The following is a 21,725-nucleotide window of genomic DNA, read 5'->3' as shown; positions in this document are numbered from 1 at the left end:
TGACAGAAGCCGGCTGCGGATCTGGTGCGCCACTGCCAACGCGGTCGGGACGATCAAGGCCTCTCACGGCCCTGCCCTCCCGACCACGGGACGCTGAAACCTCCCCGCCGCTCCAAAAGCCGGAAGCCGCGAGGAAGGTGTTCGGGAACAGATCGATCGGAACGCTGTGCTGCGATCGACCTGCCCCTTCGGATCAGTAGCCGAGACCCTTCTTTTCTTCGTAGACCTTCATCGGATCGTCAGCCTGGGTGTAGAGCTTGGATTCCGTCTGGATCCACTTCGGCGGCTCCTTGCCGTCCTTGATGAAGGCATCCAGCGCATCGAAGGCGGGACCGGCCATGTTCGGCGTCAGCTCGACCGTTGCGTTGGCTTCGCCGGCGGCGAGTGCCTGGAAGATATCCGGAACGGCGTCGATGGAGACGACGAGGATATCCGTGCCCGGCTTCAGGCCGGCTTCCTTGATGGCCTGGATCGCGCCGACGGCCATGTCGTCATTGTGGGCATAGAGCGCGCAGATGTTCTTGCCGCCGTCTTCGGCCTTCAGGAAGCTTTCCATGACTTCCTTGCCCTTGGTGCGGGTGAAGTCACCGGTCTGGCTGCGCACGATCTTCAGGTTGTCGTGACCGGCGAGCGCTTCCTCGAAGCCCTTCTTGCGGTCGATGGCCGGCGAGGAGCCGGTGGTGCCCTGAAGCTCGACCACGTTGCACGGCTTGTCGCCGACGGTCTTGACCAGCCACTCGCCGGCAACCTTGCCCTCGTGAACGAGGTCGGACGTCACGGCGGTGAGGTAAAGGTCCTTCGGCGCATCGACGGTGCGGTCAAGAAGCACGACGGGAATGTTGGCTTCCTTGGCTTCCGTCAGCACTTCGTCCCAGCCAGTCGCAACAACCGGGGCGAGCAGGATCGCATTGACGCCCTGGGCAATGAAGGAGCGGATCGCCTTGATCTGGTTCTCCTGCTTCTGCTGCGCATCGGCGAATTTCAGGTCGATGCCGCGCTGTTCAGCCTGCTGCTTCGTCAGCGTGGTTTCTGCCGCGCGCCAGCCCGATTCCGAGCCGATCTGCGAAAAACCAACGGTCATGTCGGCCGCCTGGGCCGAACCAAACATGCAGGCAGCCAGAATCGTGGCACTTGCGAGTGCAGTTTTCAGTTTCATGATTTCCTCCAAAGACGGCTGCCCTCCAGCAGCACAGTCAAAAAATCATATTGTATGATTTATGTAAACGGCCGGATTTCGAAATTCGTTGCTGCAGCGACAAAAAAAGAGGGTGCAGCGCAGCACCCTCCTAAAGTTGTATCGAATATAGATGTGGATGCAGGGACTTGGGCGCCCCTGCTCTTTGCAGCAAAGGCACGGCTTACTGCGGCAGCTTGTCGTCCACGCCTTCGACGTAGAAGTTGAGGCCGAGCAGCGTGCCGTCATCGGCGCTCTCGCCGGCCTTCAGCCACTCGCTGCCGTCCTGCTTCTTCAGCGGGCCGGTAAAGGGCTTAAGCTCGCCCGACTTGATCTTCGCTTCGGTCTCCTCTGCGAGCTTCTTCACGTCGTCGGGCATGTTGGTGTAGGGCGCCATCTGCAGGATGCCGTCCTTCAGGCCATCCCAGCTGGAAGCGGTTTCCCACTTGCCATCGAGGAAGAGCTGGGTGCGCTTGATGTAGTAGGGGCCCCAGGTGTCCTTGATGGCCGTCAGCTGCGTCTGCGGGCCGGCAGCAATCATGTCCGATGCCTGGCCGAAGGCCTTGATGCCGCGTTCGGCGGCAACCTGCATCGGAGCCGTCGTGTCCGTGTGCTGGGTGAGGATATCCACGCCCTGGTCGATCAGCGCCTTGGCGGCATCGGCTTCCTTGCCGGGGTCGAACCAGGTGTTGGCCCAGACGACCTTGATCTTGAAGTCGGGATTAATGGAGCGCGCGCCGATCAGGAAGGAGTTGATGCCCTGCACGACTTCGGGGATCGGGAAGGAGGCGATGTAGCCGGCCTCGCCCTTGGCCGACATCTTGGCGGCGATAACGCCCTGGATGTAACGGCCCTCATAGAAGCGGCTGTTGTAGGTCGCAACGTTCGGCGCGTTCTTGTAGCCGGTGGCGTGCTCGAACTTCACATCGGGGAACTTGGCGGCGACCTTCACGGTCGCATCCATGAAGCCGAAGGAGGTGGTGTAGATCAGGCCGCAGCCCGAGCGCGCGAGACGCTCGATGGCGCGCTCGGCATCGGGCCCTTCCGGCACGTTTTCGAGGAACTGGGTCTCGATCTTGTCACTGAGCGCCTTTTCCAGCTCCTGGCGGCCGAGGTCATGGGCCTGCGTCCAGCCGCCGTCGGTCTTGGACCCGACATAGACGAAGCAGATCTTCGCCTTGTCGGCGGCGCTGGCGCCCGCGGCAAAGCCGAGCACGGCCGTCGTGGCGGCGAGTGCGAGAAGGAGTTTCTTCATGATGTGACCTCCGTTGGTGTCTGAAGAACGTCTGGTCGTTCCCGCCTCATCGGTCGGGAACGAAGGATTTGCCGAGGGATGCCGGCGTGTTGATGAGCGTGGTGCGGCGGTTGCGCGAGATCAGCACCAGCACGATGATGGTCGCCGCATAGGGAAGTGCGGAGAGAAACTGAGAGGGTATGCCGATCCCGAAGGCCTGCGCGTGGAGCTGGCTGATCGAGACCGCACCAAAGAGATAGCCCCCGGCCACCACCCGCCAGGGCCGCCAGGAGGCGAAGACGACGAGGGCGAGCGCGATCCAGCCGCGACCGGCCGTCATGTTCTCCACCCATTGCGGCGTATAGACGAGCGACAGCTGCGCGCCGGCGAGGCCCGCGCAGGCGCCGCCGAACATGACGGCGAGATAGCGCGTGCGGATGACGCTGACGCCGAGTGCATGGGCCGAGGAATGGCTGTCGCCGACGGCGCGCAGCTTCAGGCCGGCACGGCTCCTGAACAGGAACCAGTTGATGCCGACGACCAGCACGACGGAGAGGTAGAAGATCAGGTCCTGCTTGAAGAGCAGCGGCCCGATGACCGGGATATCGGCGAGCAGCGGAATGTCGATCGGCTGGAGCTTGATGCCGGGCTGGCCGACATAGGCTTCGCCGAGCATGCCGGACACGCCGATGCCGAGGATCGTCAGCGCAAGACCCGTTGCCACCTGGTTCGCGACCAGCGTCAGCGTCAGGAAACCGAAGAGCAGCGAGAAGACCGCGCCGCCGGCAATCCCGGCGAGAACGCCGATATAGGGCGAGCCCGTGGCGGTGGTGGCCATGAAGGCGATGACGGCGCCCATGACCATCATGCCCTCGACGCCGAGATTGAGCACGCCCGAGCGCTCCGCGATCAGTTCGCCGCAGGCGGCGATGACCAGCGGCGTGGAGGCCGTGATGACGCTGAGCAGGATGGCTTCGAAAATACCCATCAGCCTCTCCCTTCGGCGGTGCCCGGCATGATCAGACGGATCTTGTAGTGGATGAGCGTGTCGCAGGAGAGCACGAAGAACAGCAGCAGCCCCTGGAAGACGCGCACGACCTTGTCGGAAATGCCGAGCGAGACCTGCACCGCCTCGCCACCGAGATAGGTCAGCCCCAGCACCAGACCGGAGATGATCACGCCGAGCGGATTGAGACGGCCGAGGAAGGCGACGATGATGGCCGTGAAGCCGTAGCCGGGCGAAATGACCGGCTGCAGCTTGCCGATGGCGCCGGAGACTTCGGAAATGCCGGCAAGACCGGCCAGCGCGCCCGAGAGCAGCATCGAAAACCAGATCATCCTGCGGGCCGAAAAGCCGGCGAACCGCCCTGCCCGCTCGGACTGGCCGAGCACGGCGATCTCGAAGCCCTTCAGCGTGTAGCGCATCAGGAACCAAAGCGCGACAGCGGCGACAATGGCGAAGACGAAGCCGTAATTGGCGCGGCCCGAGGAAATCACTTCCGGCAGGATGGCATTGGCGCCAAAGTCGCGCGTCACCGGAAAGTTGAAGCCGCCGGGGTCGCGCCAGGGACCGCGCACCAGCCAGTCGAGAAAGAGCTGGGCGATATAGACCAGCATCAGGCTCGTCAGGATCTCATTGGTGTTGAAGCGGGTTTTCAACAATGCGGGAATGCCGGCATAGAGCGCGCCGCCCGCCATGCCCATCAGCAGCATCAGCGGCAGGACGACCGGCGAGGTCCACTCCGGGAAGAGAACGGGAAGGATGGAGCCTGCGATGGCGCCAATGATGAACTGCCCCTCGGCACCGATGTTCCAGTTGTTGGAGCGATAACAGATCGTCAGGCCCGCGCCGATCAGGATCAGCGGCGCCGCCTTGATGGCCAGTTCATGCAGCGACCAGGTTTCCAGCAAGGGCTCGATGAAGAAGGAATAGAGGGCGCTGGCCGGGTTCTTGCCCAGCATCGCAAACATGATGGCACCGACGACAACGGTCAGCGCCAGCGCGATGATCGGCGAGAGAATGGAGAAAAGCGGAGAGACGCCGCCGCGCCGTTCGAGTTCAATGCGCATGGGCGGCCTCCGTCTTGCCGTGGAGGCCACCCATCAACAGGCCGATCTTTTCGCGCGACAACTCGCCCGCCGGATAGGCGTCGGACAGGCGCCCCTCGTTGATGACGGAGATTTCGGTGGCGACCTCGAAAATCTCGTCGAGATCCTGGCTGATGACGAGCACGGCGGAGCCGGATTTGGCAAGATCGACGAGCGCCTGCCGGATACGGCTCGCCGCGCCCGCATCGACACCCCAGGTCGGCTGGTTGACGATGAGCACGGAGGGCTGGCGATCCAGTTCGCGGCCGACAATAAACTTCTGCAGATTCCCGCCCGACAGCGAGCCGGCGGCCGGGTCCTCGCCGCTCTTGCGCACATCCATCGTCTCGCAGATGCGCTTTGCCGCCGCCTTCACCGCAGCGGAGCGGATGAGGCCGAGCGGGCCGGACAGGAAGGCCTTGCGGTCGGAAAAATAGCGCGCCAGCACCAGATTGTCCGAAAGTGGCAACGCCGAGACGGCCGCGTGGCCGTGACGCTCTTCCGGCACGAAGCCGGCGCCGAGCACCCGCCTTGCATTGATGCCGCTGCGGCCGACGGCCTTGCCGCGGATCTGCACGGTATCATCGATGTCGACGGGATATTCGCCCGAGAGAGCATCGAAGAGTTCGCCCTGCCCGTTACCTGCGACGCCGGCAATCGCCAGGACTTCGCCGGCGCGGACCTTCAGACAGATATTCTTCAGCGACACCGCAAAGGGCGTGCGGGCGGCGGCCGACAGATGCCGCGCTTCCAGCAGCACGTCGCCACGCGTCGTGGTGCCGGCGGCAGAGACATGCGCCACCTCGCCGCCCACCATCATGCGGGCGAGCGAGGCGGGTGTTTCCTGTTTCGGATCGCAGGCGCCCGTCACCTTGCCATGGCGCAGCACGGTCGCGCGATCGCAGATGCGCTGCACCTCTTCCAGCCGGTGGCTGATGTAGAGGACCGAGCGGCCCTCGGCGCGTAGCTTGAAGAGCGTCTCGAACAGACGATCGGCCTCCTGCGGCGTCAGCACGGAGGTCGGCTCGTCGAGAATGATGAGCTTGGGGTTCTGCAGGAGGGCGCGGACGATCTCGATGCGCTGGCGCTCGCCGACGGAGAGGTCGGCGACATGGGCGTTCGGATCAAGCGGCAAACCATAGGCGTGGGAGAGTTCGGAGGCACGGGCCGCGATATCGGAAAGCGGCACCTTGTCATCCAGGGACAGAGCGATGTTCTCGGCGACGGTCAGCGCCTCGAACAGCGAAAAATGCTGGAAGACCATGCCGATGCCGAGCTTGCGGGCGGCGCCGGGGCTTCCAATGCGAACCGGCTGCCCCTGCCAGCGAATTTCGCCGCTGGTCGGCGCGAGAACACCGAACAGCATCTTGACCAATGTGGACTTGCCCGCACCGTTCTCGCCGAGGAGGGCGTGGATTTCGCCGGGACGGATATCGAGATTGATGCCATTGCAGGCAGCAAAGGAACCGAACAGCTTGGTCACGTTTTCGACGGCCAGCAAAAGGCCGGCGCCAGACTCAGCGCTTGAAGGCACGTTGCCCCTCTTTCCCCTTGCCCTGCAACCTGCTGCGCCTTTGGCGTCTGTCAGGGAATCAGCAGGGTTGTTCCACTCGTTTTTCTTGATTCCAGATCCGCCTGCGCACGGCCGGCGTCCGCCAGCGGATAGGTCTGGTTGATATTGATACGCACTTTGTTGCTGCGCACAATATCAAAGAGAGAATTTGCACATGCCTCCAGCGCTGCGCGCGTGGCGACGTGGGCGTAGAGCGTCGGGCGCGTGGCAAAAAGCGAGCCCTTCTGGGCGAGAATGCCGATGCCGAAATTCTCGACCGGGCCGGACGCATTGCCAAAGGAGACCCACAGGCCCCGCGGCTTGATGCAGTCGAGCGTGGCCGGAAAGGTGTCGCGGCCGACGCTGTCATAGGCGACGTCGACGCCCTTTCCACCGGTCAATTCCTTGACGCGGCTGACGAAATTTTCGCTGTTATAATTGATGACGTGGTCGTAGCCGTGGGCGAGCGCCAGATCGATCTTCTTCTGCGAGCCGGCTGTGCCGATCACGGTCGCGCCGAGCGCCTTGGCCCACTGCCCCGCAATCAGCCCGACCCCGCCCGCGGCGGCGTGGAAGAGAAGCGTGGTGCCGGGCCCGACCTCATAGGTCTGCTTCAGCAGATACTGCGCCGTCATGCCCTTCAGCATCATCGCGGCGGCCGTCTCCAGCGGGATCTCGTCCGGCACTTTCAGGATCTGCGTCGCCTCGATGTTGCGCTCGGTGGAATAGGCGCCGTCCGAGGTGGCATAGGCGACGCGATCACCGACCGAAAAGCCGGCGACATTGTCGCCGACAGCGGTGACGATCCCCGCCCCTTCCTTGCCGGGGATGAAGGGCATGCTCTCGCTCTTGTAGAGGCCGGTGCGGAAATAAACGTCGATGAAGTTCAGCCCGATTGCCACCTGGCGGATCTGCACCTCGCCGGGACCGGGCGGATCGAGGCTGATGCCCTCGTATTTCAGAACCTCGGGACCGCCGATCTCGCGAATGACAATTGCCTGGGCCATTTTTCCCTCCGCTGATGGTGGTCAGACCCGGCGGCCGAGCGCCGGGAACAGTTGCATGACAAAACCGATCACATAGAGATAAAGGCCGGTGACCACGACGCCCCACACAACCCAGGCGGGCGAATCGAAATGCGCCAGCAGCGCGTAGCCGCCCAGCACCGACCACAGCAGGAAGACCGCCATGTTGAGCGGCCGCAGCCGCTTGACGCGCACGGGGTGAAGGAAGTTGATCGGCAGGAAGGTGAGGATGACCGACACGAAGACGACGATGGAGGCCGCCAGTTCGCTCGCCTTGACCACGAACAGCGTGAAGATGACCATGTTCCACACGACGGGGAAGCCGGAGAAGAAATATTCGTCCGTCTTCATCCCCATGTCGGCGTAGTAAATGGCGCTCGACATCACAATGCCGCCCGCGGCGACGAAGGACCAGGGCTCGCCGATCATGCCGCTCTGGTACAGCGCAAAGGCCGGCAGCAGCACGTAGGTGACGTAGTCGATCACATTGTCGAGCGTGTCGCCCGACCAGTTGGGCAGCACTTCCTTAACGCGCAGCTTGCGGGCGATTGGCCCGTCGATGCCGTCGACAACGAGCGCCAGCCCCAGCCACCAGAACATGTCGACGAAGCGATGTTCGGCCGCGGCGACGACGCCGAGAAAGGCCAGAAAGGAGCCGGATGCCGTCAGGATATGGACCGAGAAGGCCCGGATTTCGGCGTAGGGTACGCGCTTGTAATTGAAGAATTTCATCGGTGGTGGCGGTCCGTTCCTAAAGTGTCCTCGTCGGCTGCCCGTCTTCCAGGCACCCCAGCGTCCGTCATCATCGCGGTCTTGCCCGCACTATGCATCCTTTGGCGGGCACTGCCAGCGGAAATGCGGGGGGGCGCTGTGGATGACGAGACAAGCCGTGCGGTGCGCCTGCGCCGATTCACCCCATTTGCGCAGCGTCGGGCACGCGCTACATAAGCGGGTAGGACAACGGCCATGCGGAGTTTGAGAGACCATGACCCTGACGCTGGAAACCGGTGTGGACAGCCACGACGTGGCCGTGGTGGGTGCGGGCCTTGCAGGCGCGCTTTCGGCGCTGGCGCTGGCCCGCGAGGGCCTCAGCGTCGCCTTTATCGGTCGCACGCCGCAGCAGGCGGACGGGCGCACGACGGCGCTCGTCGATCCCTCGATCGCGATCCTCGAAAGCCTTCATCTGTGGGAGGCGATCCGGCCGAAAAGCGCGCCGCTTGCCGCTATCCGCATCATCGACGGCACGAAGCGGCTGCTGCGCGCGCCGACCGTCACCTTCCGCTCCGTCGATGTCGGCCTGCCCGCCTTCGGCTACAATATCCCGAATGCCCATCTCAATACGGTGCTTTCGGATGCGATCGCGGCGCAGCCGGCAATCACGCGCGTCGATGCCATGCTGGAGACCGTCACGGAGGCGGATGGCACCGCGCGCCTTCTGCTGGATGACGGACGTGCTCTCACGGCGCGGCTCGTGGTGGCTGCGGACGGGCGCAAATCGGTGGCCCGCGCTGCCGCCGGGATCGACGTGAAGACGTGGACCTATCCGCAGACGGCGCTGGTGCTGAATTTCTCGCACCTTCTGCCGCACGATTCGATTTCCAACGAATTTCACACCGAGGCCGGCCCCTTCACGCAGGTTCCGCTTCCCGGCAATCGCTCCAGCCTTGTCTGGGTCCAGCAGCCGACGGATGCGGCCGACCGCGCCGAGCTCAATCTTGAGGCGCTGTCTCTGGTCGTGGAAAAGCGCATGCAGTCGATGCTCGGCGCCGTCACGGTGGAGCCAGGCGTGCAGCGTTTCGATCTGTCCGGCATGCGCGCCCACCGCTTCGGCGCCGGCCGCACCGTGCTGATCGGAGAAGCGGGCCACGCCTTCCCACCGATCGGGGCACAGGGCCTCAATCTCAGCCTGCGCGACGTGTCCGTTCTCACCGACCTCATCCGCGACGGCGGGCTTGCGCAGACCGATCTCGCCGGCCGCTACGACCGGCGCCGGCGGCTCGACGTCGCCAGTCGCACGGCCAGCGTCGATCTTCTCAACCGCTCGCTCCTCTCGGATTTCCTGCCGGTGCAGGTGCTGCGGGCGGCCGGCCTTCACCTTCTGTCCATCGCCGGCCCCTTGCGCGGCGCCGTCATGCGCGAGGGCATCGAGCCTGGCAGTGCCCTGAAGGCGTCCGGTGCCGCCCTCTGGGAAAAGATCGGTCTACGGGAAAAGGTCGGGCGCAAGAGCGCCTGAGCGGATCAGCACCAGGAGCCCGGTGATCGTCACGACCGAACAGGCCGTCGTGATCAGCACCGTGGCCGAGGCGCGCTCCGGCCAGACGCCATATTGCTGACCGATGACGAAGACGTTGGTGGCTGTCGGCAGCGCCGCCAGAAGCACGGCCGACCAGACCCAGACGGGATCGAAGCTGCCGACCAGGCTGAGGCCGAGATACATGGCGGCCGGATGGACGATCAGCTTCAGCGGCACGATATAGCCGATCTCGGCCGGCACACGCTTCAGCGGCCGCAGCGCCAGCGTCACGCCCATGGCAAAGAGGGCGCAGGGCGCGGCCGTCTGTGCGAGATAATCAATGAGCCGCTGCGCCGCTTCCGGTACCGGCAGGCGAAAACCGGCAAAAGCGAATCCGGCCACCATGGCGAGAATGAAGGGGTGAAAGGCGATGCGCTTAACAATCGTGGCGATGAGCGCCAAATGCCCGCTCCCGCCGTCCGTGCCGCGCGCGGCAAGGGCCATGGCGGTCGGCGCGACTGCGAAATGCAGCGCGTTTTCGAAGCACACGATCAGCGCCACCGGCACGGCGGCTTTTTCCCCGAAGGCGAGCAGCGCCAGTCCCGGGCCCATATAGCCGATATTGCCATAGGCGGCGGCAAGGCCCTGCATCGTCGCCTCGGCGATCTTTGCCCGGCGCAGGAAGCGGGCGAGCAGGAAGGCGAGCGTGAAGATCGAATAGGTGACCCCAAGTGTCGAGAGGATGAAATCGAAGCGGGTCAATTCCTCGAAGGGCGTGCGGGCCACCAGCTTGAAGAACAGCGCCGGCAGGGCGAGGTAGATGATGAAGATGTTCAGCCAGCCCATGGCCTCGACTGGCTGCCTCGCACGCCGGCCGGCGATCCAGCCGAGCAGGATGAGCCCGAAGAAGGGCAGGACAAGGCCCAGTATATCCGCCATCTGACCGGCACTCCCGTTCCGGCGGCTGAAACCGAACGCCACCGCACGCCCTGATAGTCATGCCGGACCGGTCTGTGAAGCCTAGAGCGCGATCGACCGGCCGGTTTGTCTCAACCGATCTGCAGGAGGATGGGGAAGGTCTGCTGGAACCAGATGGCCACGCGGCTGACGAGACCGAAGACAAACGCCAGACCCGTCAGCACCAGAAGCAGTCCCATGGCCTTCTCGACCAGCCCCAGATGGCGACGGAAGCGCGCGAGGAAGCGCATGAAGGCGCCGGAAAAGCCGGCCGCGATCCAGAAGGGCACGGCAAGGCCGAGCGAATAGACCGCCAGCAGCAGGGCACCATCGCCCACCGTCTCCCGCGAGGCCGCAACGCCGAGGATGGCGCCGAGCACGGGACCGATGCAGGGCGTCCAGCCAAAGGCGAAGGCAAGACCCATGATATAGGCGCCCGTCAGCGTCGCCGGCTTGCCGCCGCCCTGGAATCGCGCCTCGCGCGAGAGCAGCGGAATGCGGATCACGCCGAGAAAGTTCAGCCCCATGAGAATGATGATGACGCCGCCGATCTGCGCCAGGAGATCGATGTTCTGGCGCAGCACCATGCCGATCGACGAGGCCCCGGCCCCGAGCGCCACGAAGACGGTGGAAAAACCAAGCGTGAAGGCAAAGGCCGAAAAGAACACGGCCCGCCGCCGCGGCGCAGCCGCCGCACCGCCCCCTTCGGCCCTGAAATCCTCGATGGAAACGCCGGCCATGTAACACAGATAGGGCGGCACCAGCGGCAGCACGCAGGGCGACAGGAACGATAGCGCACCGGCAATCAGCGCCGTCAGAATGGAAATATCGGCAATGGACACGGCGTCAGGCACCCCGGAACGAATTGGTCTTCGGCACGGCGCCCGCGTTCATCTCGACAGGCGTTACCGGAACCTTCGGTCTACCGCATAGCCGAGGAGCAAAGAAGGCCGCCAATCACCTTTCGGTGCCCGTGTGGCAATGGGTCCCGGCGCGCCACGAGTGAACGCGGATCAGATACCCTAGTTTTCAATTAAATTTCAAAGATGCCGGTCGTCTCCGCCTTGAACGGATTCGAACCTTAGACCGCGGTCTCTAAACCATTAAAATTTCACCATTACCTTGCGAATCTGGGACACCAGTCGTAGCCCCCCTCCCTCGCTGGAAGGAACCTGTAAGCCCGCCTGCTTTGAGGGCGGTCGCCACGACGCTCTAGTCACCGCAATCACCGATACGCTCGCGGCCAGTCGTATTCAGTCGGCATCCGCTCTGCACGCACCTGCTCCGGCAGGAGCCGACGCGATGCCGCCTGCTGACGTCATCGACGCCGTCACCCTCACGACATCGTCATCGACATCAAGTCGCGTCTTTACCCCGCGGCGGGTGTCATCGCCTCGATCACTGGCCTGACCGCGTCTGCGGCCAACGAGGCCCTTCGCCATGCGCGTTGCGACGCCCGTTGCCTCGACTTCTCCAAAGCTTCGTCCCGGCAGCTATTTCCCGAAGTTTCTTGAGCCGCGCCGGATGGCGGAAGGGGCCCTGACGGCGGTCATCCAAGAGGCCTCCATCCAGCGCGCTTCGACCCGATCCGTCGATGAGCGCAAACGAAGTTTGTCCCGGCGTCAAAGCAGTGGGTATGTCTGGTATTTCCAGAAGCCAGGTTTCCCAGCTCTGCGCCCCTTTCGGCAATGCGGGCATTGCCTGCCTAGCAAGGGGAGATCACCGAGAAGGCGGGCCTTTTTCGAAAGGCCGATCGATGGGGAATGGTCCTATCTGTGGATCGACACCACCTACCTGCAGGTTCGTCGCGGCGATCGCATCGTATCGGTCGCCGTCATCATCGCCGTGGGGGTGAACACCGACGGTCAGCGCAAGGTGCTCGGCACATCTGAGGCCGAGGCGATCTGGACCGAGTTCCTGCGCAGGCTGACCAGGCGAGGTCCGCGCAGCGTCAAGCTCGTCGTCTCAGTTGCGCACGAGGGCATCAAGGCAGCCTTGTCGAAGGTGCTCTCCGCGAAATGGTAGAGGTGGGGGTGCGGACGAAAACTTGGACCACCATGGAGGTAGTTCATGTATTCCTACGCAGACAGACTTCGAGCGGTCGAGCTGTATCTCCGGCTGGGCAAGCGACTTAACGCGACCATTCGGCAGTTGGGTTATTCTACAAAGAATGCCCTGAAGGGCTGGTACCGGGCGTACGTCGAGAACCGCGACTTGCGTGTTCAGGCGGTAGCTCGAGCACCGAAATTCTCCGAGGCCCACAAGCACGCCGCTCTTGAGCACTTTCTCACCCATGATCGTTGTATCTCTGCGACGATGAAGACGCTCGGCTATCCCGGTCGAGGAAATGGAACGGGGTGAGATGGTCGCCGTCCGCATCATCGATCCGACGCCCTCATGGAGATTGTCTGTCATCGTATCGCCGCGGACGCTGAATCCCCGCGGCGCGGAAGCGGCCGCGATGGTTTTGGCTGACGTCATTCGAAACATGGTGAGCGGAGGCTTTTGGCGCGCGGAGCTCTTGGCGTAACCGATCAGGTCGTGACGGGCACGCATCGCGGGACAGGATTTGGCTTCAACCAGCCTATACGTTCGCCGCCGGCGCCATAGGCTTCCCGCACCTGTCGTATGGTCCGGCGCTTCGTCCCGTCAAGGGCTGGCTCGTCAACAGCCAGTATTTCGTCAAGGCTGAGGAAGGGAAAAATGACCGCGATTACATCCGGCCTCACGTCGCAGTGACCGCAGCGCACACCCCCTCAGCCATGCCGCAGCCCTCTGCCGAGCGGTGACTGCGCCGTCGAGGGCGGGCACCATCGTCAGAAAAAAGTGCCTGCCATTTCCGGGGAACCTTCAATCGTGTGACCCATGAACTCAAGTGCGCCTTTGAGGGTCTCACGCCTTATCGGTCCTCCAAGGCAAACGCGAACGGCTTCCTCGGCGACACCGTCCACGGTAAACGCATCGCTGGCCACGACACCTATACCCGACGCGCGCATCTGCGTGCCAAAGGTCGAACGCGTCCAACCATTCGTCAGCGGCAACCATATATTGAAACTGATCGGATCGCTTTTATAGCAACCCGCCGGCAACACTTCGGCAACCAGGGCCTGACGCGCGGCAGCTTCGGTGCGGATGAAGCGCAGGATGCTGTCTGCGGTACCGTCCTCTATCCAGCGTGTGGCGAGGGCGGCGGAGAGCGGCGAAGCCATGACGTTTGACGCGCGCATGGCGCTGGCGAAGGGCCAGGCTGCCTTGGTATCCGGCACAACAACATAAGCGAGTCGAAGGCCCGCGCCGATACATTTCGCCAATCCCCCAATGTGCCAAGTGAGATCCGGCGCCATCGCCGCAAGCGGCGCCGGGCCGTGAAGCGGAATAAATCCGTAAGCATCGTCTTCCACGATCGGAACATGATATTTGCGGGCTACGGCGCAGATTTCCTCTCGCCGCTTTTCGGGTATCGTCAGCGTCATCGGATTTTGAAGCGTCGGATTGAGGTATAGGGCCTTCGGCTTGCCCGTCTTGCAAAGCTCCGCAAAGGCGGCCGGGATAATACCCTCCTCGTCCATTGGAAGTCCCGTCAGATTAAGGCGCAACTGGGCCGCGATCGAACGCATTCCAGGATAGGTTATGTTCTCCGACAACACCATTTCACCCGGCTTTGCGAGCAGCCCAAAGATGGCAAGAAGCGCCGGATGGGCGCCAGGCGTCACGAAAATTCTCTCCTGCGAGGGAACCAGGCCGCGGCGGCTGAGCCATGATGCGGCCGCCTCCTTGTCCATGCCGGCGCCACCAAACCCCTGATAGCGCAGCAGCGGGATCATATTGGTGGCGACGGAAGAAAGCCCTTCCTGCATGCGCGCCAGAAGATCAGGATCGTCAGGTTCCGGCGGCATGTTCATGGAAAAATCGACAACGGACGTGCGCCTGGAATCCTGCGCCGCCTGCGAGACGAAGCCACGCCGCTCTTTTTCCGGCCCGCCGGTCACAAAGGTTCCGCGCCCGACATGGGTCGCGACAAGTCCGCGCTTCTGCGCCTCGACATAACCGCGCGCGACGGTGGTAAAATCGATGGAAAGGCGTTTTGCAAGCTCCCTTTGCGGCGGCAGCCTGTCGCCCACCAGAAGCTTGCCGCTTTTTAAATCCATCTCGATGACGTCGGCAATCGCCATGTAGCGCGGGCCATTGCTACGGGAGAGGTCGGGGAGCCAGGTTTTCATGAAAACTCATCTGTGGTGAACATTGACTGTATATTGTTGCTTCTTTCATTTGTCACGGGAAAAAGCAGTTTTCCAACAGGTTCACGATGTGGCCAGACCTGCTCGGTCAAAATTGACAGCGTATTGAATGCACTTAAACTTAACAGAAGCGCCTAAGCGCTGATCAGGTTTTTGCCCGGAAAATGGGACGGCGCCCACCGATAGCAGAAAATTGACTGCTTAATTGAATGTATATCCGTCCATATTGATTTGATAATAGGCAAAACACGGACTGGCATACCCCTTGCAATTGAATGGTAGTGGCCCGCCTTGGGCCGACCTCAACACAGGAGCCATTCAATGCCCGCAATCACCGCACCGGCCCACGCTGATGGAGACTTCTTCGTCGATTACGAAGAAAAGGTCTTTGAAGATGTGCAGGCCCTGGAAGGCGAGAAAGCCCTCATCACCTTCCACACCGTTGCCTTCGAAGGCTCGATCGGCCTCGTCAACCTGCTCCAGGCCAAGCGCTTGAAGCGCAAGGGATATGACACATCCATTCTGCTCTACGGCCCCGGCGTCACGCTCGGCATCCAGCGCGGTTTCCCCAAACTCGGTTCGGAAGCCTTTCCAGGCCACCTCAACTTCAACAACCAGATCAAGGGGTTTCTCGAAGAAGGCGGCAAGGTCTATGCCTGCCGGTTCGCCCTGCAGGCCCTTTATGGCCATGGCGAGCCGTCATTGATCCCCGGCATCACGCCCATCAGCCCGCTCGATGTGCTGGATCTCATGCTGATCCATCGCCGCGCCGGCGCAGTCATTCTCGATACCTGGACGCTCTGACCCGAGCCACCCCGAGCTAAAGCGCGCGTTCGGAAGGCGGGGTCCGCTCCGCCTCCTTCACCTCAATTCAAGGAAGTCGTCATGGCCGTCAACAGGACCGTTCGGGCCGCCGCCGCACAGATCGCGCCGGATCTCACCTCCCGCGACAAGACGCTGGCCCGCGTGCTGGAAACGATCCGCGAGGCCGCCTCCAAGGGCGCGGAGCTGATCGTTTTCCCGGAGACATTCGTCCCCTGGTATCCCTATTTTTCGTTCGTCCTGCCCCCGGTTCTCTCCGGCCGTGAGCATCTGCGCCTCTACGAGGAAGCGGTCACGGTGCCCGGTGCTACGACCGACGCAGTTGCCGCAGCAGCCCGCGAACATGGCATCGTCGTGGCGCTTGGCGTCAACGAACGGCATCACGGCACGCTTTATAATACGCAATTGGTGTTCGATGCGGATGGCGCCCTCGTTCTCAAGCGGCGCAAGATCACCCCGACCTTCCATGAGCGAATGATCTGGGGCCAGGGCGATGCGTCGGGCCTGAAAGTGGTCGCAAGCAGAATCGGCCGCATCGGCGCGCTTGCCTGCTGGGAGCACTACAATCCGCTCGCCCGCTACGCGCTGATGGCCCAGCATGAGGAAATCCATGTCGCGCAGTTCCCGGGCTCGATGGTCGGGCAGATCTTCGCCGACCAGATGGAAGTCACCATCCGCCACCATGCGCTGGAAAGCGGCTGTTTCGTCGTCAACGCCACGGGCTGGCTGAGCGACGAGCAGATTAAGTCGATCACCTCGGACGAAGGACTGCAGAAGGCTCTACGCGGTGGCTGCATGACGGCGATCATCTCGCCCGAGGGCAAACATCTGGCCGCCCCGATCACGGAGGGCGAAGGCATCCTTATTGCCGATCTCGACATGAGCCTCATCCTCAAGCGCAAGCGGATGATGGATTCCGTTGGCCACTATGCGCGCCCCGAACTGCTGCATCTCGTCGTCGATGATCGCCCGGCAAACCCGATGGTGACAGCCCATCCTTTCCTCGAAACCGCACCGACAGGGAACACTACCGATGGACACCAGACCCCAGCTTTCGACGGAAACACTGATCAACGAATTGCAATCGTTCGGCGCGAGGTTCGTTGATCCCAAGGCCGGTCACGAAAGCCGCCGCGGCGGTGCCGGCCCTTCCGATCACAAGGCGCTGACCATCGACGGCATGACAGTCATGGTGCCTGTTCACACCGCGCCCGCCTTCGAAAGCCCCTATCTTGTCGAAAAACCGGATGAAGCTGGAAACAGCCGCATCAGCCGTGACGGCCGGGTTATCGGCGAAGTCTCGTTTCCCCTGCGCCCCCGCTTTTACGAGCGCTCGACGGAAGACGGCATTCCCTATTCGCAGATCGCCGTGCTGCACGGACGCGATGTGCTCGCCACCACTGTCCTGCAGACCTGCATTCGCTATCAGAGCCGGACGAAAACCTGTCAGTTCTGCGCTATAGGCCAATCTCTGGCGGCTGGCCGCACCATCGCCCACAAGACGCCGGCGCAGTTGGCAGAAGTCGCCAAGGCGGCCGTCGAGCTTGATGGCGTCAAGCATATGGTGATGACCACGGGCACGCCGAAGGGTGACGATCGGGGCGCCGCCGTGCTGGCAGAGAGTGCGCGCGCCATCAAGGCCGCCGTCGATATTCCCATTCAAGCACAATGCGAGCCGCCGGAAGACGATATCTGGTTTTCACGGATGAAGGAGGCCGGCGTCGATGCGCTCGGCATGCATCTGGAAGTCGTGACAGCAGCAATCCGCGCCCGCATCATGCCGGGCAAGGCGCAGGTCGGCATCGAGAAATACATGGCCTCGTTCAAGGCGGCGGTCACCGTATTCGGGCGCGGACAGGTCTCCACCTATATCCTGGCAGGCCTTGGAGACACGCGCGAAGCCATCCTCGACATCTGCGAAAAGCTTGTCGCCATCGGCGTCTATCCCTTCGTCGTGCCCTTCGTGCCGATCTCGGGCACGCCACTCGAAAGCCATCCCGCGCCGAAACCAGAATTCATGCACTCGATCCTCGGGCCCTTGTCGAAACTGCTTGTCGAAAGCGGCCTGAAGGCCGTCGACATCAAGGCGGGCTGCGGCAAATGCGGTGCCTGCTCTGCCCTTTCCACCTATGAGAGAATGCTGACGAAATGATCATCGAACCGTTCTCACCCTTCCGCACCAGTGAATATCAGGTGAAGTTTGCCACATCCGCGTGGGAGCGTGACGAGGCCCATGCCCTTCGCCGGGATGTCTTCTGCCGCGAACAGCAGATCTTTGAGACAGACGACCGGGACGCCATCGACGACTATGCCACGCCCATCGTTGCGCTTTCCATGCTCGGCGTTGCCGCCGACCGGGTGGTCGGCACGGTGCGCATCCATGAGGAACAGCCGGGTGTCTGGTGGGGGGCGCGCCTCGCCGTGCACGAGGATTTCCGCAAGATCGGTGCGCTTGGCGCCACGCTGATCCGGCTTGCCGTCTCCTCCGCGAATGCCATGGGCTGCCATACGTTCCTGGCCAATGTTCAGGTACAGAACGGCCTGCTCTTTCGCCGCCTGCACTGGGATGTGGTGGAGGAATTCGAGGTCTACGGCAAACCGCACTTGCGGATGAAGGCGGATCTCAGCCGATATCCCCCCTGCGCCACGCCGGAGGCCGGTTTCGTGGCGCTCGCCAAACGGGCGGCTTGAGAATGGCGGATGTCGACCTCGGCACGCTAGCGGAAAAGCTGCGATCCAGCAGCGGGATCGCGGCCAAACACGATATCGGCGGCGTTACCGCGCGGCTTGGCGTCAAGGACAAGGCCGTAGCCGTGGGGGACGACTGCGCAGCCCTGCCCGACGGAGACGGCTATCTGCTGTTTGCCATCGAAGGCTTCATGAATGCCTTCGTCGCCGCCGATCCCTGGTTTGCCGGATGGTGCGGCGTCATGGTGAACATCTCCGACGTCGTCGCCATGGGCGGCCGGCCGTTTGCCGTGGTCGATGCCGTCTGGGCCGATGGCGAAGTGGGAGCCGCCCCGCTTCTCGATGGCATGCGGGCGGCGGCTGAGGCCTATGGCGTGCCGATCGTCGGTGGCCACACCAATATCCGCACCGATCGGGGTCAATTGTCGGTTGCCATTGTCGGGCGCGCAAAACGCCTGCTCACCAGCTTCGACGCCCGCCCTGGCGACATGCTGATTGCCGCTGTCGATCATCGCGGTCGCTACCGTGCGCCCTTCGACAACTGGGAAGCCGCGACCGACGCGCCAGCCGAGCGGCTTCGTGGCGATCTCGACATCCTGCCGCAGATAGCCGAGGCTGGGCTTTGCCTTGCCGCAAAGGACATCAGCCAGGGCGGCATCGTCGGCACGGCGATCATGCTGGCCGAATGTTCCAGTGTCGGCATCGATATCGATGTGACTGCAATTCCGCTGCCATCAGGCGTCAGCCTCGACCGCTGGCTGGCAACCTTTCCAAGCTTCGGCTACCTCCTCTCGGTCTCGCCCGACAACGTCCAACCGGTACTTCACCGGTTCGCAACGCGAAACATTTCCGCCGCCGTCATTGGCTCTGTGCTGCCGGGCAGCACTGTTGCGATCACCGATGGCACCAATCGTACCGTCATCCGTGACCATGCGACGACACCCCTCATGCAGCTTGGCCCGACGGAGCATTCCCAATGACCCGTCACCATATCCCAAGACCTTTGCGGATCGCCATGCTGACCCATTCCACAAATCCGCGCGGCGGCGTCGTGCATGCCATGCAGCTTTCCGAAGCGTTGACGGCGCTTGGTCATACCGTCACCCTGCACGCGCCAGATTCAATGGGAACGGGCTTTTTTCGCCTGCCCGCCTGTCGCACGGCCTGTTTTCCGGTGCCGCCTCCCCTCCCGGATGTGACTGAGATGGTCGAGCAGCGCATTGCCGACTACGTCAGATATTTCGAACCGGGGGAATATCGCGCTTTCGATGTCTTCCATGCCCATGACGGCATTTCCAGCAATGCGTTGGCGACCCTGAAAGCGCGCGGCCTGATTCCCGGCTTCGTGCGCACCGTCCATCATATCGACCAGTTCGAAGACAAGCGCCTGATGGCCCTTCAGGACCGCTCGATCCGTGCGGCCGATGCATACCTCGCCGTTAGCAGCCTGTGGCAGGCCGCCTTGCGTGACAGCCTCGGCGTGGAGGCCACAGTCGTCGGCAATGGCGTCGACAGCAAAAGATTTGTCCCCGCCTGGAGCGGCGAGCAAACGGCGCTGCGAGACCGGCTCGGTCTCCATGCCGGCCCGGTTTTCCTCAGCATCGGCGGCATTGAGGCGCGCAAAAACACAATCGGCATTCTGGATGCCTTCCGGCAGTTGCGGGCCGTGAAACCGGACGCACAATTGGTCATCGCCGGCGGCGTCTCGCTGCTCGACCATCGGGATTATCGGTCGGAATTCGAGTCCCATTTGCGGGCCCTGCGCGATGATGCCGCCGCTGTCCACGTCATTGGTGCGGTGTCCGATGACGATATGCCGAACCTCTACAGGCTCGCCGACGCGCTGGTTTTCCCCTCGCTGAAGGAAGGTTTCGGCCTCGTCGTGCTGGAGGCAATGGCCTCCGGCGTTCCCGCTATCGTCCCCTCGATCGCCCCCTTTACCGAATATCTCGGCCACGACGATGCCCTCTGGTGCGATCCCCGCCACTCCGCTTCGATTGCCGAAGCCATGGCCATGGCCCTGATGCCTGAGATCCGCAACCAAGTCATCCCGCGTGGCGTGGAGGTCGCGGGGCGCTTCACCTGGCAACGTGTCGCACAGGCCCACCTTTCAACCTATGCAACAGTGAAGGAGACAGCTCATGCCTGAGATGCGCTTTGTCATCACCTGGCCCAATGGCGAGGAAGAGACCTGTTATTCGCCCTCGCTGATCATCCGCGATTTCTTCGCTGAGGGTGAAACCTATCCGGTCGCGGATTTTGTCGAGCGCAGCCGACAGGCGCTCACCATCGCCAGTGACCGGGTCGCCGCCAAATACGGATTTTCCTGTTCGGCCGCAAACAACCAGCTCGCTCGCATCGAAGCAGCAGCAACCCCCTTCCTCGATCAAGCGGATGCGCGCGTTTGCTGCAAGACATTCATCCTGTGAAAGGCCATCCAATGAGCAAATCTCTGAAATCCCATTATAGCGCCGTCGTGGTGGGGGGCGGCCAGGCCGGCCTCTCTGCCAGCCATTATCTCAAGAAACATGGGCTCGACCATGTCGTCTTCGAGAAGAAAACGGCAGCGCACAAATGGAAGAACGAGCGCTGGGATGCGTTTTGCCTCGTCACCCCGAACTGGCAGTGCCAGCTACCCGACCACCCCTATGACGGCGCCGATCCGCATGGCTTCATGGTGAAAGACGAGATCCTCGCCTATGTCGACCGCTTCGTCAAAAAGGTCGATGCGCCTGTCTTCGAAGGCACGAGCGTTACCGCGCTGGAGAAGGTCGGAAATATCTTCCGCATCGAATCCTCTGCCGGCACCGTTACCGCCGACAGTGTCATCCTCGCTACGAGCCTCTACAGCCAGCCCTTTGTGCCGCGTGCTGCAGAGCGTCTCCCTGACAGCGTGACCCAGATCCACACGGCGGACTACCGCAACCCGTCTCAATTGCCGCCGGGCGGCGTTATTGTCGTCGGCTCCGGTCAGTCGGGCTGCCAGATTGCCGAAGATCTGCATCTGGCTGGCCGCAAGGTGCATATGGTCACCGGCAATGCCCCGCGCTGCGCCCGTTTTTACCGGGGTCGCGACGTCGTCGACTGGCTGGCCGATATCGGCCAATACGACATCACCATCGCCCATGACGGAATGTCTAAAAAGAAGCACGACACCAACCATTATCTCACCGGCCGCGATGGCGGGCGCGATATCGATCTTCGAAAGTTCGCGGTTGAGGGCATGGCGCTTTATGGCCGCATGACCGGCGTTTCCGCCGGCAAGATGCTGTTCGAACCTAACCTCAAGAGCAATCTCGATGGCGCCGACCGCGTCTATAATGGCATCAACGCCCTCATCGACCGATACATTGCGGAAAAGGGCATCGATGCTCCAGCCGGCAGCCCTTATGTGCCGGTCTGGGAGCCACAAGGCGAAACGATCGAACTGGATCTTGGAGCGGAAGGCATCACGTCGGTCATCTGGGCCACAGGCTTCACGCCGGACTGGTCCTATGTCGGATTGCCTATCTTCGATGGCACCGGTTATCCGGTTCAGCATCGCGGCGTTACCGGCGTAGAGGGTGTCTATGTTTTGGGGCTTCCATGGCTCTGGACCTGGGGTTCCGGGAGGTTCCTTTCGGTCGGCAAGGATGCCGAATACGTTGTCGAGCACCTCGCGACGCGGTTGGAGCAGACACAGCCCCCCGTGAAACAAGCAGCGAACGGATAAGC

At 62.6% G+C, this 21,725-nt stretch carries 20 protein-coding genes and 1 pseudogene; 11 read left to right on the top strand and 10 right to left on the bottom strand.

Annotated elements, in window-relative coordinates; all coding sequences use genetic code 11:
- Positions 1-193 precede the first annotated feature (193 nt).
- The 7 genes from ytfQ to pcsA form a co-directional block, all read right to left on the bottom strand.
- Positions 194-1,156 (bottom strand): galactofuranose ABC transporter, galactofuranose-binding protein YtfQ, encoded by a 963-nt coding sequence (ytfQ, locus tag F3H41_RS02350; protein ID WP_149736960.1) that lies wholly within the window; start codon positions 1,154-1,156, stop codon positions 194-196.
- A 202-nt stretch (positions 1,157-1,358) separates the two neighbouring features.
- Positions 1,359-2,429, bottom strand: coding sequence for a BMP family ABC transporter substrate-binding protein (locus F3H41_RS02345; protein WP_149736959.1), 1,071 nt, complete (start codon positions 2,427-2,429; stop codon positions 1,359-1,361).
- Positions 2,430-2,475: 46 nt separating this feature from the next.
- Complete coding sequence (locus F3H41_RS02340) at positions 2,476-3,396, bottom strand: ABC transporter permease (RefSeq protein ID WP_149736958.1); 921 nt, start codon at positions 3,394-3,396, stop codon at positions 2,476-2,478.
- Positions 3,396-4,478, bottom strand: coding sequence for an ABC transporter permease (locus F3H41_RS02335; RefSeq protein ID WP_149736957.1), 1,083 nt, complete (start codon positions 4,476-4,478; stop codon positions 3,396-3,398). Before F3H41_RS02335 ends, F3H41_RS02340 begins: the two co-directional genes overlap by 1 nt.
- Positions 4,468-6,030 carry an ABC transporter ATP-binding protein gene (locus F3H41_RS02330; protein ID WP_149736956.1) on the bottom strand — a complete coding sequence of 521 codons (1,563 nt, stop codon included), beginning with the start codon at positions 6,028-6,030 and terminating at the stop codon, positions 4,468-4,470. Before F3H41_RS02330 ends, F3H41_RS02335 begins: the two co-directional genes overlap by 11 nt.
- A gap of 50 nt (positions 6,031-6,080) precedes the next feature.
- A complete protein-coding gene (locus tag F3H41_RS02325) occupies positions 6,081-7,055 on the bottom strand; it encodes a quinone oxidoreductase (RefSeq protein WP_149736955.1) in 975 nt (324 codons plus the stop codon).
- 21 nt (positions 7,056-7,076) lie between these two features.
- Complete coding sequence (gene pcsA / locus F3H41_RS02320; protein ID WP_149736954.1) at positions 7,077-7,805, bottom strand: phosphatidylcholine synthase; 729 nt, start codon at positions 7,803-7,805, stop codon at positions 7,077-7,079.
- Positions 7,806-8,082: 277 nt separating this feature from the next.
- Here pcsA and F3H41_RS02315 point away from each other — a divergent pair, with 277 nt between their 5' ends.
- Positions 8,083-9,306: a UbiH/UbiF family hydroxylase gene (locus F3H41_RS02315; protein ID WP_149738172.1), complete on the top strand. Its 1,224-nt coding sequence runs from the start codon at positions 8,083-8,085 to the stop codon at positions 9,304-9,306.
- Here the strand turns inward: F3H41_RS02315 and F3H41_RS02310 are convergent.
- Together F3H41_RS02310 and F3H41_RS02305 are read right to left on the bottom strand one after the other, a co-directional pair.
- Positions 9,274-10,245, bottom strand: a complete 972-nt coding sequence (locus F3H41_RS02310; RefSeq protein ID WP_149736953.1) for an AEC family transporter — start codon at positions 10,243-10,245, stop codon at positions 9,274-9,276. The two genes, F3H41_RS02315 and F3H41_RS02310, sit on opposite strands and share 33 nt — an antisense overlap.
- A gap of 110 nt (positions 10,246-10,355) precedes the next feature.
- Positions 10,356-11,105 (bottom strand): cytochrome c biogenesis CcdA family protein, encoded by a 750-nt coding sequence (locus F3H41_RS02305; RefSeq protein WP_149736952.1) that lies wholly within the window; start codon positions 11,103-11,105, stop codon positions 10,356-10,358.
- A gap of 598 nt (positions 11,106-11,703) precedes the next feature.
- Here F3H41_RS02305 and F3H41_RS02300 point away from each other — a divergent pair.
- Positions 11,704-12,288 (top strand): transposase, encoded by a 585-nt coding sequence (locus F3H41_RS02300; protein ID WP_244616047.1) that lies wholly within the window; start codon positions 11,704-11,706, stop codon positions 12,286-12,288.
- A 45-nt stretch (positions 12,289-12,333) separates the two neighbouring features.
- Positions 12,334-12,609, top strand: a pseudogene (locus F3H41_RS02295) (transposase); the annotation flags it as partial.
- A 470-nt stretch (positions 12,610-13,079) separates the two neighbouring features.
- Here the strand turns inward: F3H41_RS02295 and F3H41_RS02285 are convergent.
- Positions 13,080-14,483 carry a PLP-dependent aminotransferase family protein gene (locus tag F3H41_RS02285; protein WP_149736951.1) on the bottom strand — a complete coding sequence of 468 codons (1,404 nt, stop codon included), beginning with the start codon at positions 14,481-14,483 and terminating at the stop codon, positions 13,080-13,082.
- A 339-nt stretch (positions 14,484-14,822) separates the two neighbouring features.
- Between F3H41_RS02285 and F3H41_RS02280 the strand changes: the two genes are divergently transcribed.
- The 8 genes from F3H41_RS02280 (at position 14,823) to F3H41_RS02245 (ending at position 21,723) form a co-directional block, all read left to right on the top strand.
- On the top strand, positions 14,823-15,305 hold the full coding sequence (locus F3H41_RS02280; RefSeq protein ID WP_149736950.1) for an MSMEG_0572/Sll0783 family nitrogen starvation response protein: 483 nt from the start codon (positions 14,823-14,825) through the stop codon (positions 15,303-15,305).
- A gap of 81 nt (positions 15,306-15,386) precedes the next feature.
- On the top strand, positions 15,387-16,430 hold the full coding sequence (locus F3H41_RS02275; RefSeq protein WP_149736949.1) for a Nit6803 family nitrilase: 1,044 nt from the start codon (positions 15,387-15,389) through the stop codon (positions 16,428-16,430).
- Entirely contained in the window at positions 16,357-17,475 is a 1,119-nt protein-coding gene (locus F3H41_RS02270) for an MSMEG_0568 family radical SAM protein (protein ID WP_149736948.1), read from the top strand. Before F3H41_RS02275 ends, F3H41_RS02270 begins: the two co-directional genes overlap by 74 nt.
- A complete protein-coding gene (locus F3H41_RS02265; RefSeq protein ID WP_149736947.1) occupies positions 17,472-18,014 on the top strand; it encodes an MSMEG_0567/Sll0786 family nitrogen starvation N-acetyltransferase in 543 nt (180 codons plus the stop codon). The genes F3H41_RS02270 and F3H41_RS02265 overlap by 4 nt, the downstream gene beginning before the upstream one ends.
- A gap of 2 nt (positions 18,015-18,016) precedes the next feature.
- Complete coding sequence (locus F3H41_RS02260; RefSeq protein ID WP_149736946.1) at positions 18,017-18,991, top strand: sll0787 family AIR synthase-like protein; 975 nt, start codon at positions 18,017-18,019, stop codon at positions 18,989-18,991.
- Positions 18,988-20,160: an MSMEG_0565 family glycosyltransferase gene (locus tag F3H41_RS02255; protein WP_149736945.1), complete on the top strand. Its 1,173-nt coding sequence runs from the start codon at positions 18,988-18,990 to the stop codon at positions 20,158-20,160. The genes F3H41_RS02260 and F3H41_RS02255 overlap by 4 nt, the downstream gene beginning before the upstream one ends.
- Positions 20,153-20,440, top strand: coding sequence for an MSMEG_0570 family nitrogen starvation response protein (locus F3H41_RS02250; protein ID WP_149736944.1), 288 nt, complete (start codon positions 20,153-20,155; stop codon positions 20,438-20,440). Before F3H41_RS02255 ends, F3H41_RS02250 begins: the two co-directional genes overlap by 8 nt.
- Positions 20,441-20,451: 11 nt before the next feature.
- Positions 20,452-21,723, top strand: coding sequence for an MSMEG_0569 family flavin-dependent oxidoreductase (locus F3H41_RS02245; protein WP_149736943.1), 1,272 nt, complete (start codon positions 20,452-20,454; stop codon positions 21,721-21,723).
- Positions 21,724-21,725 lie beyond the last annotated feature (2 nt).

The organism is Rhizobium sp. RU20A (assembly GCF_900155885.1).
Lineage (GTDB): Bacteria > Pseudomonadota > Alphaproteobacteria > Rhizobiales > Rhizobiaceae > RU20A.
The sequence above is the reverse complement of the archived record's forward strand: the minus strand, read 5'-3'. Positions and strand labels throughout refer to the sequence as shown.

Coding starts and splice junctions, on each gene's coding strand:
- ytfQ (WP_149736960.1), bottom strand. CDS start 1,156: ATGAAACTGAAAACTGCACTCGCAAGTGCCACGATTCTGGCTGCCTGC.
- F3H41_RS02345 (WP_149736959.1), bottom strand. CDS start 2,429: ATGAAGAAACTCCTTCTCGCACTCGCCGCCACGACGGCCGTGCTCGGC.
- F3H41_RS02340 (WP_149736958.1), bottom strand. CDS start 3,396: ATGGGTATTTTCGAAGCCATCCTGCTCAGCGTCATCACGGCCTCCACG.
- F3H41_RS02335 (WP_149736957.1), bottom strand. CDS start 4,478: ATGCGCATTGAACTCGAACGGCGCGGCGGCGTCTCTCCGCTTTTCTCC.
- F3H41_RS02325 (WP_149736955.1), bottom strand. CDS start 7,055: ATGGCCCAGGCAATTGTCATTCGCGAGATCGGCGGTCCCGAGGTTCTG.
- pcsA (WP_149736954.1), bottom strand. CDS start 7,805: ATGAAATTCTTCAATTACAAGCGCGTACCCTACGCCGAAATCCGGGCC.
- F3H41_RS02310 (WP_149736953.1), bottom strand. CDS start 10,245: ATGGCGGATATACTGGGCCTTGTCCTGCCCTTCTTCGGGCTCATCCTG.
- F3H41_RS02300 (WP_244616047.1), top strand. CDS start 11,704: ATGCGCGTTGCGACGCCCGTTGCCTCGACTTCTCCAAAGCTTCGTCCC.
- F3H41_RS02285 (WP_149736951.1), bottom strand. CDS start 14,483: ATGAAAACCTGGCTCCCCGACCTCTCCCGTAGCAATGGCCCGCGCTAC.
- F3H41_RS02280 (WP_149736950.1), top strand. CDS start 14,823: ATGCCCGCAATCACCGCACCGGCCCACGCTGATGGAGACTTCTTCGTC.
- F3H41_RS02275 (WP_149736949.1), top strand. CDS start 15,387: ATGGCCGTCAACAGGACCGTTCGGGCCGCCGCCGCACAGATCGCGCCG.
- F3H41_RS02270 (WP_149736948.1), top strand. CDS start 16,357: ATGGACACCAGACCCCAGCTTTCGACGGAAACACTGATCAACGAATTG.
- F3H41_RS02265 (WP_149736947.1), top strand. CDS start 17,472: ATGATCATCGAACCGTTCTCACCCTTCCGCACCAGTGAATATCAGGTG.
- F3H41_RS02260 (WP_149736946.1), top strand. CDS start 18,017: ATGGCGGATGTCGACCTCGGCACGCTAGCGGAAAAGCTGCGATCCAGC.
- F3H41_RS02255 (WP_149736945.1), top strand. CDS start 18,988: ATGACCCGTCACCATATCCCAAGACCTTTGCGGATCGCCATGCTGACC.
- F3H41_RS02250 (WP_149736944.1), top strand. CDS start 20,153: ATGCCTGAGATGCGCTTTGTCATCACCTGGCCCAATGGCGAGGAAGAG.
- F3H41_RS02245 (WP_149736943.1), top strand. CDS start 20,452: ATGAGCAAATCTCTGAAATCCCATTATAGCGCCGTCGTGGTGGGGGGC.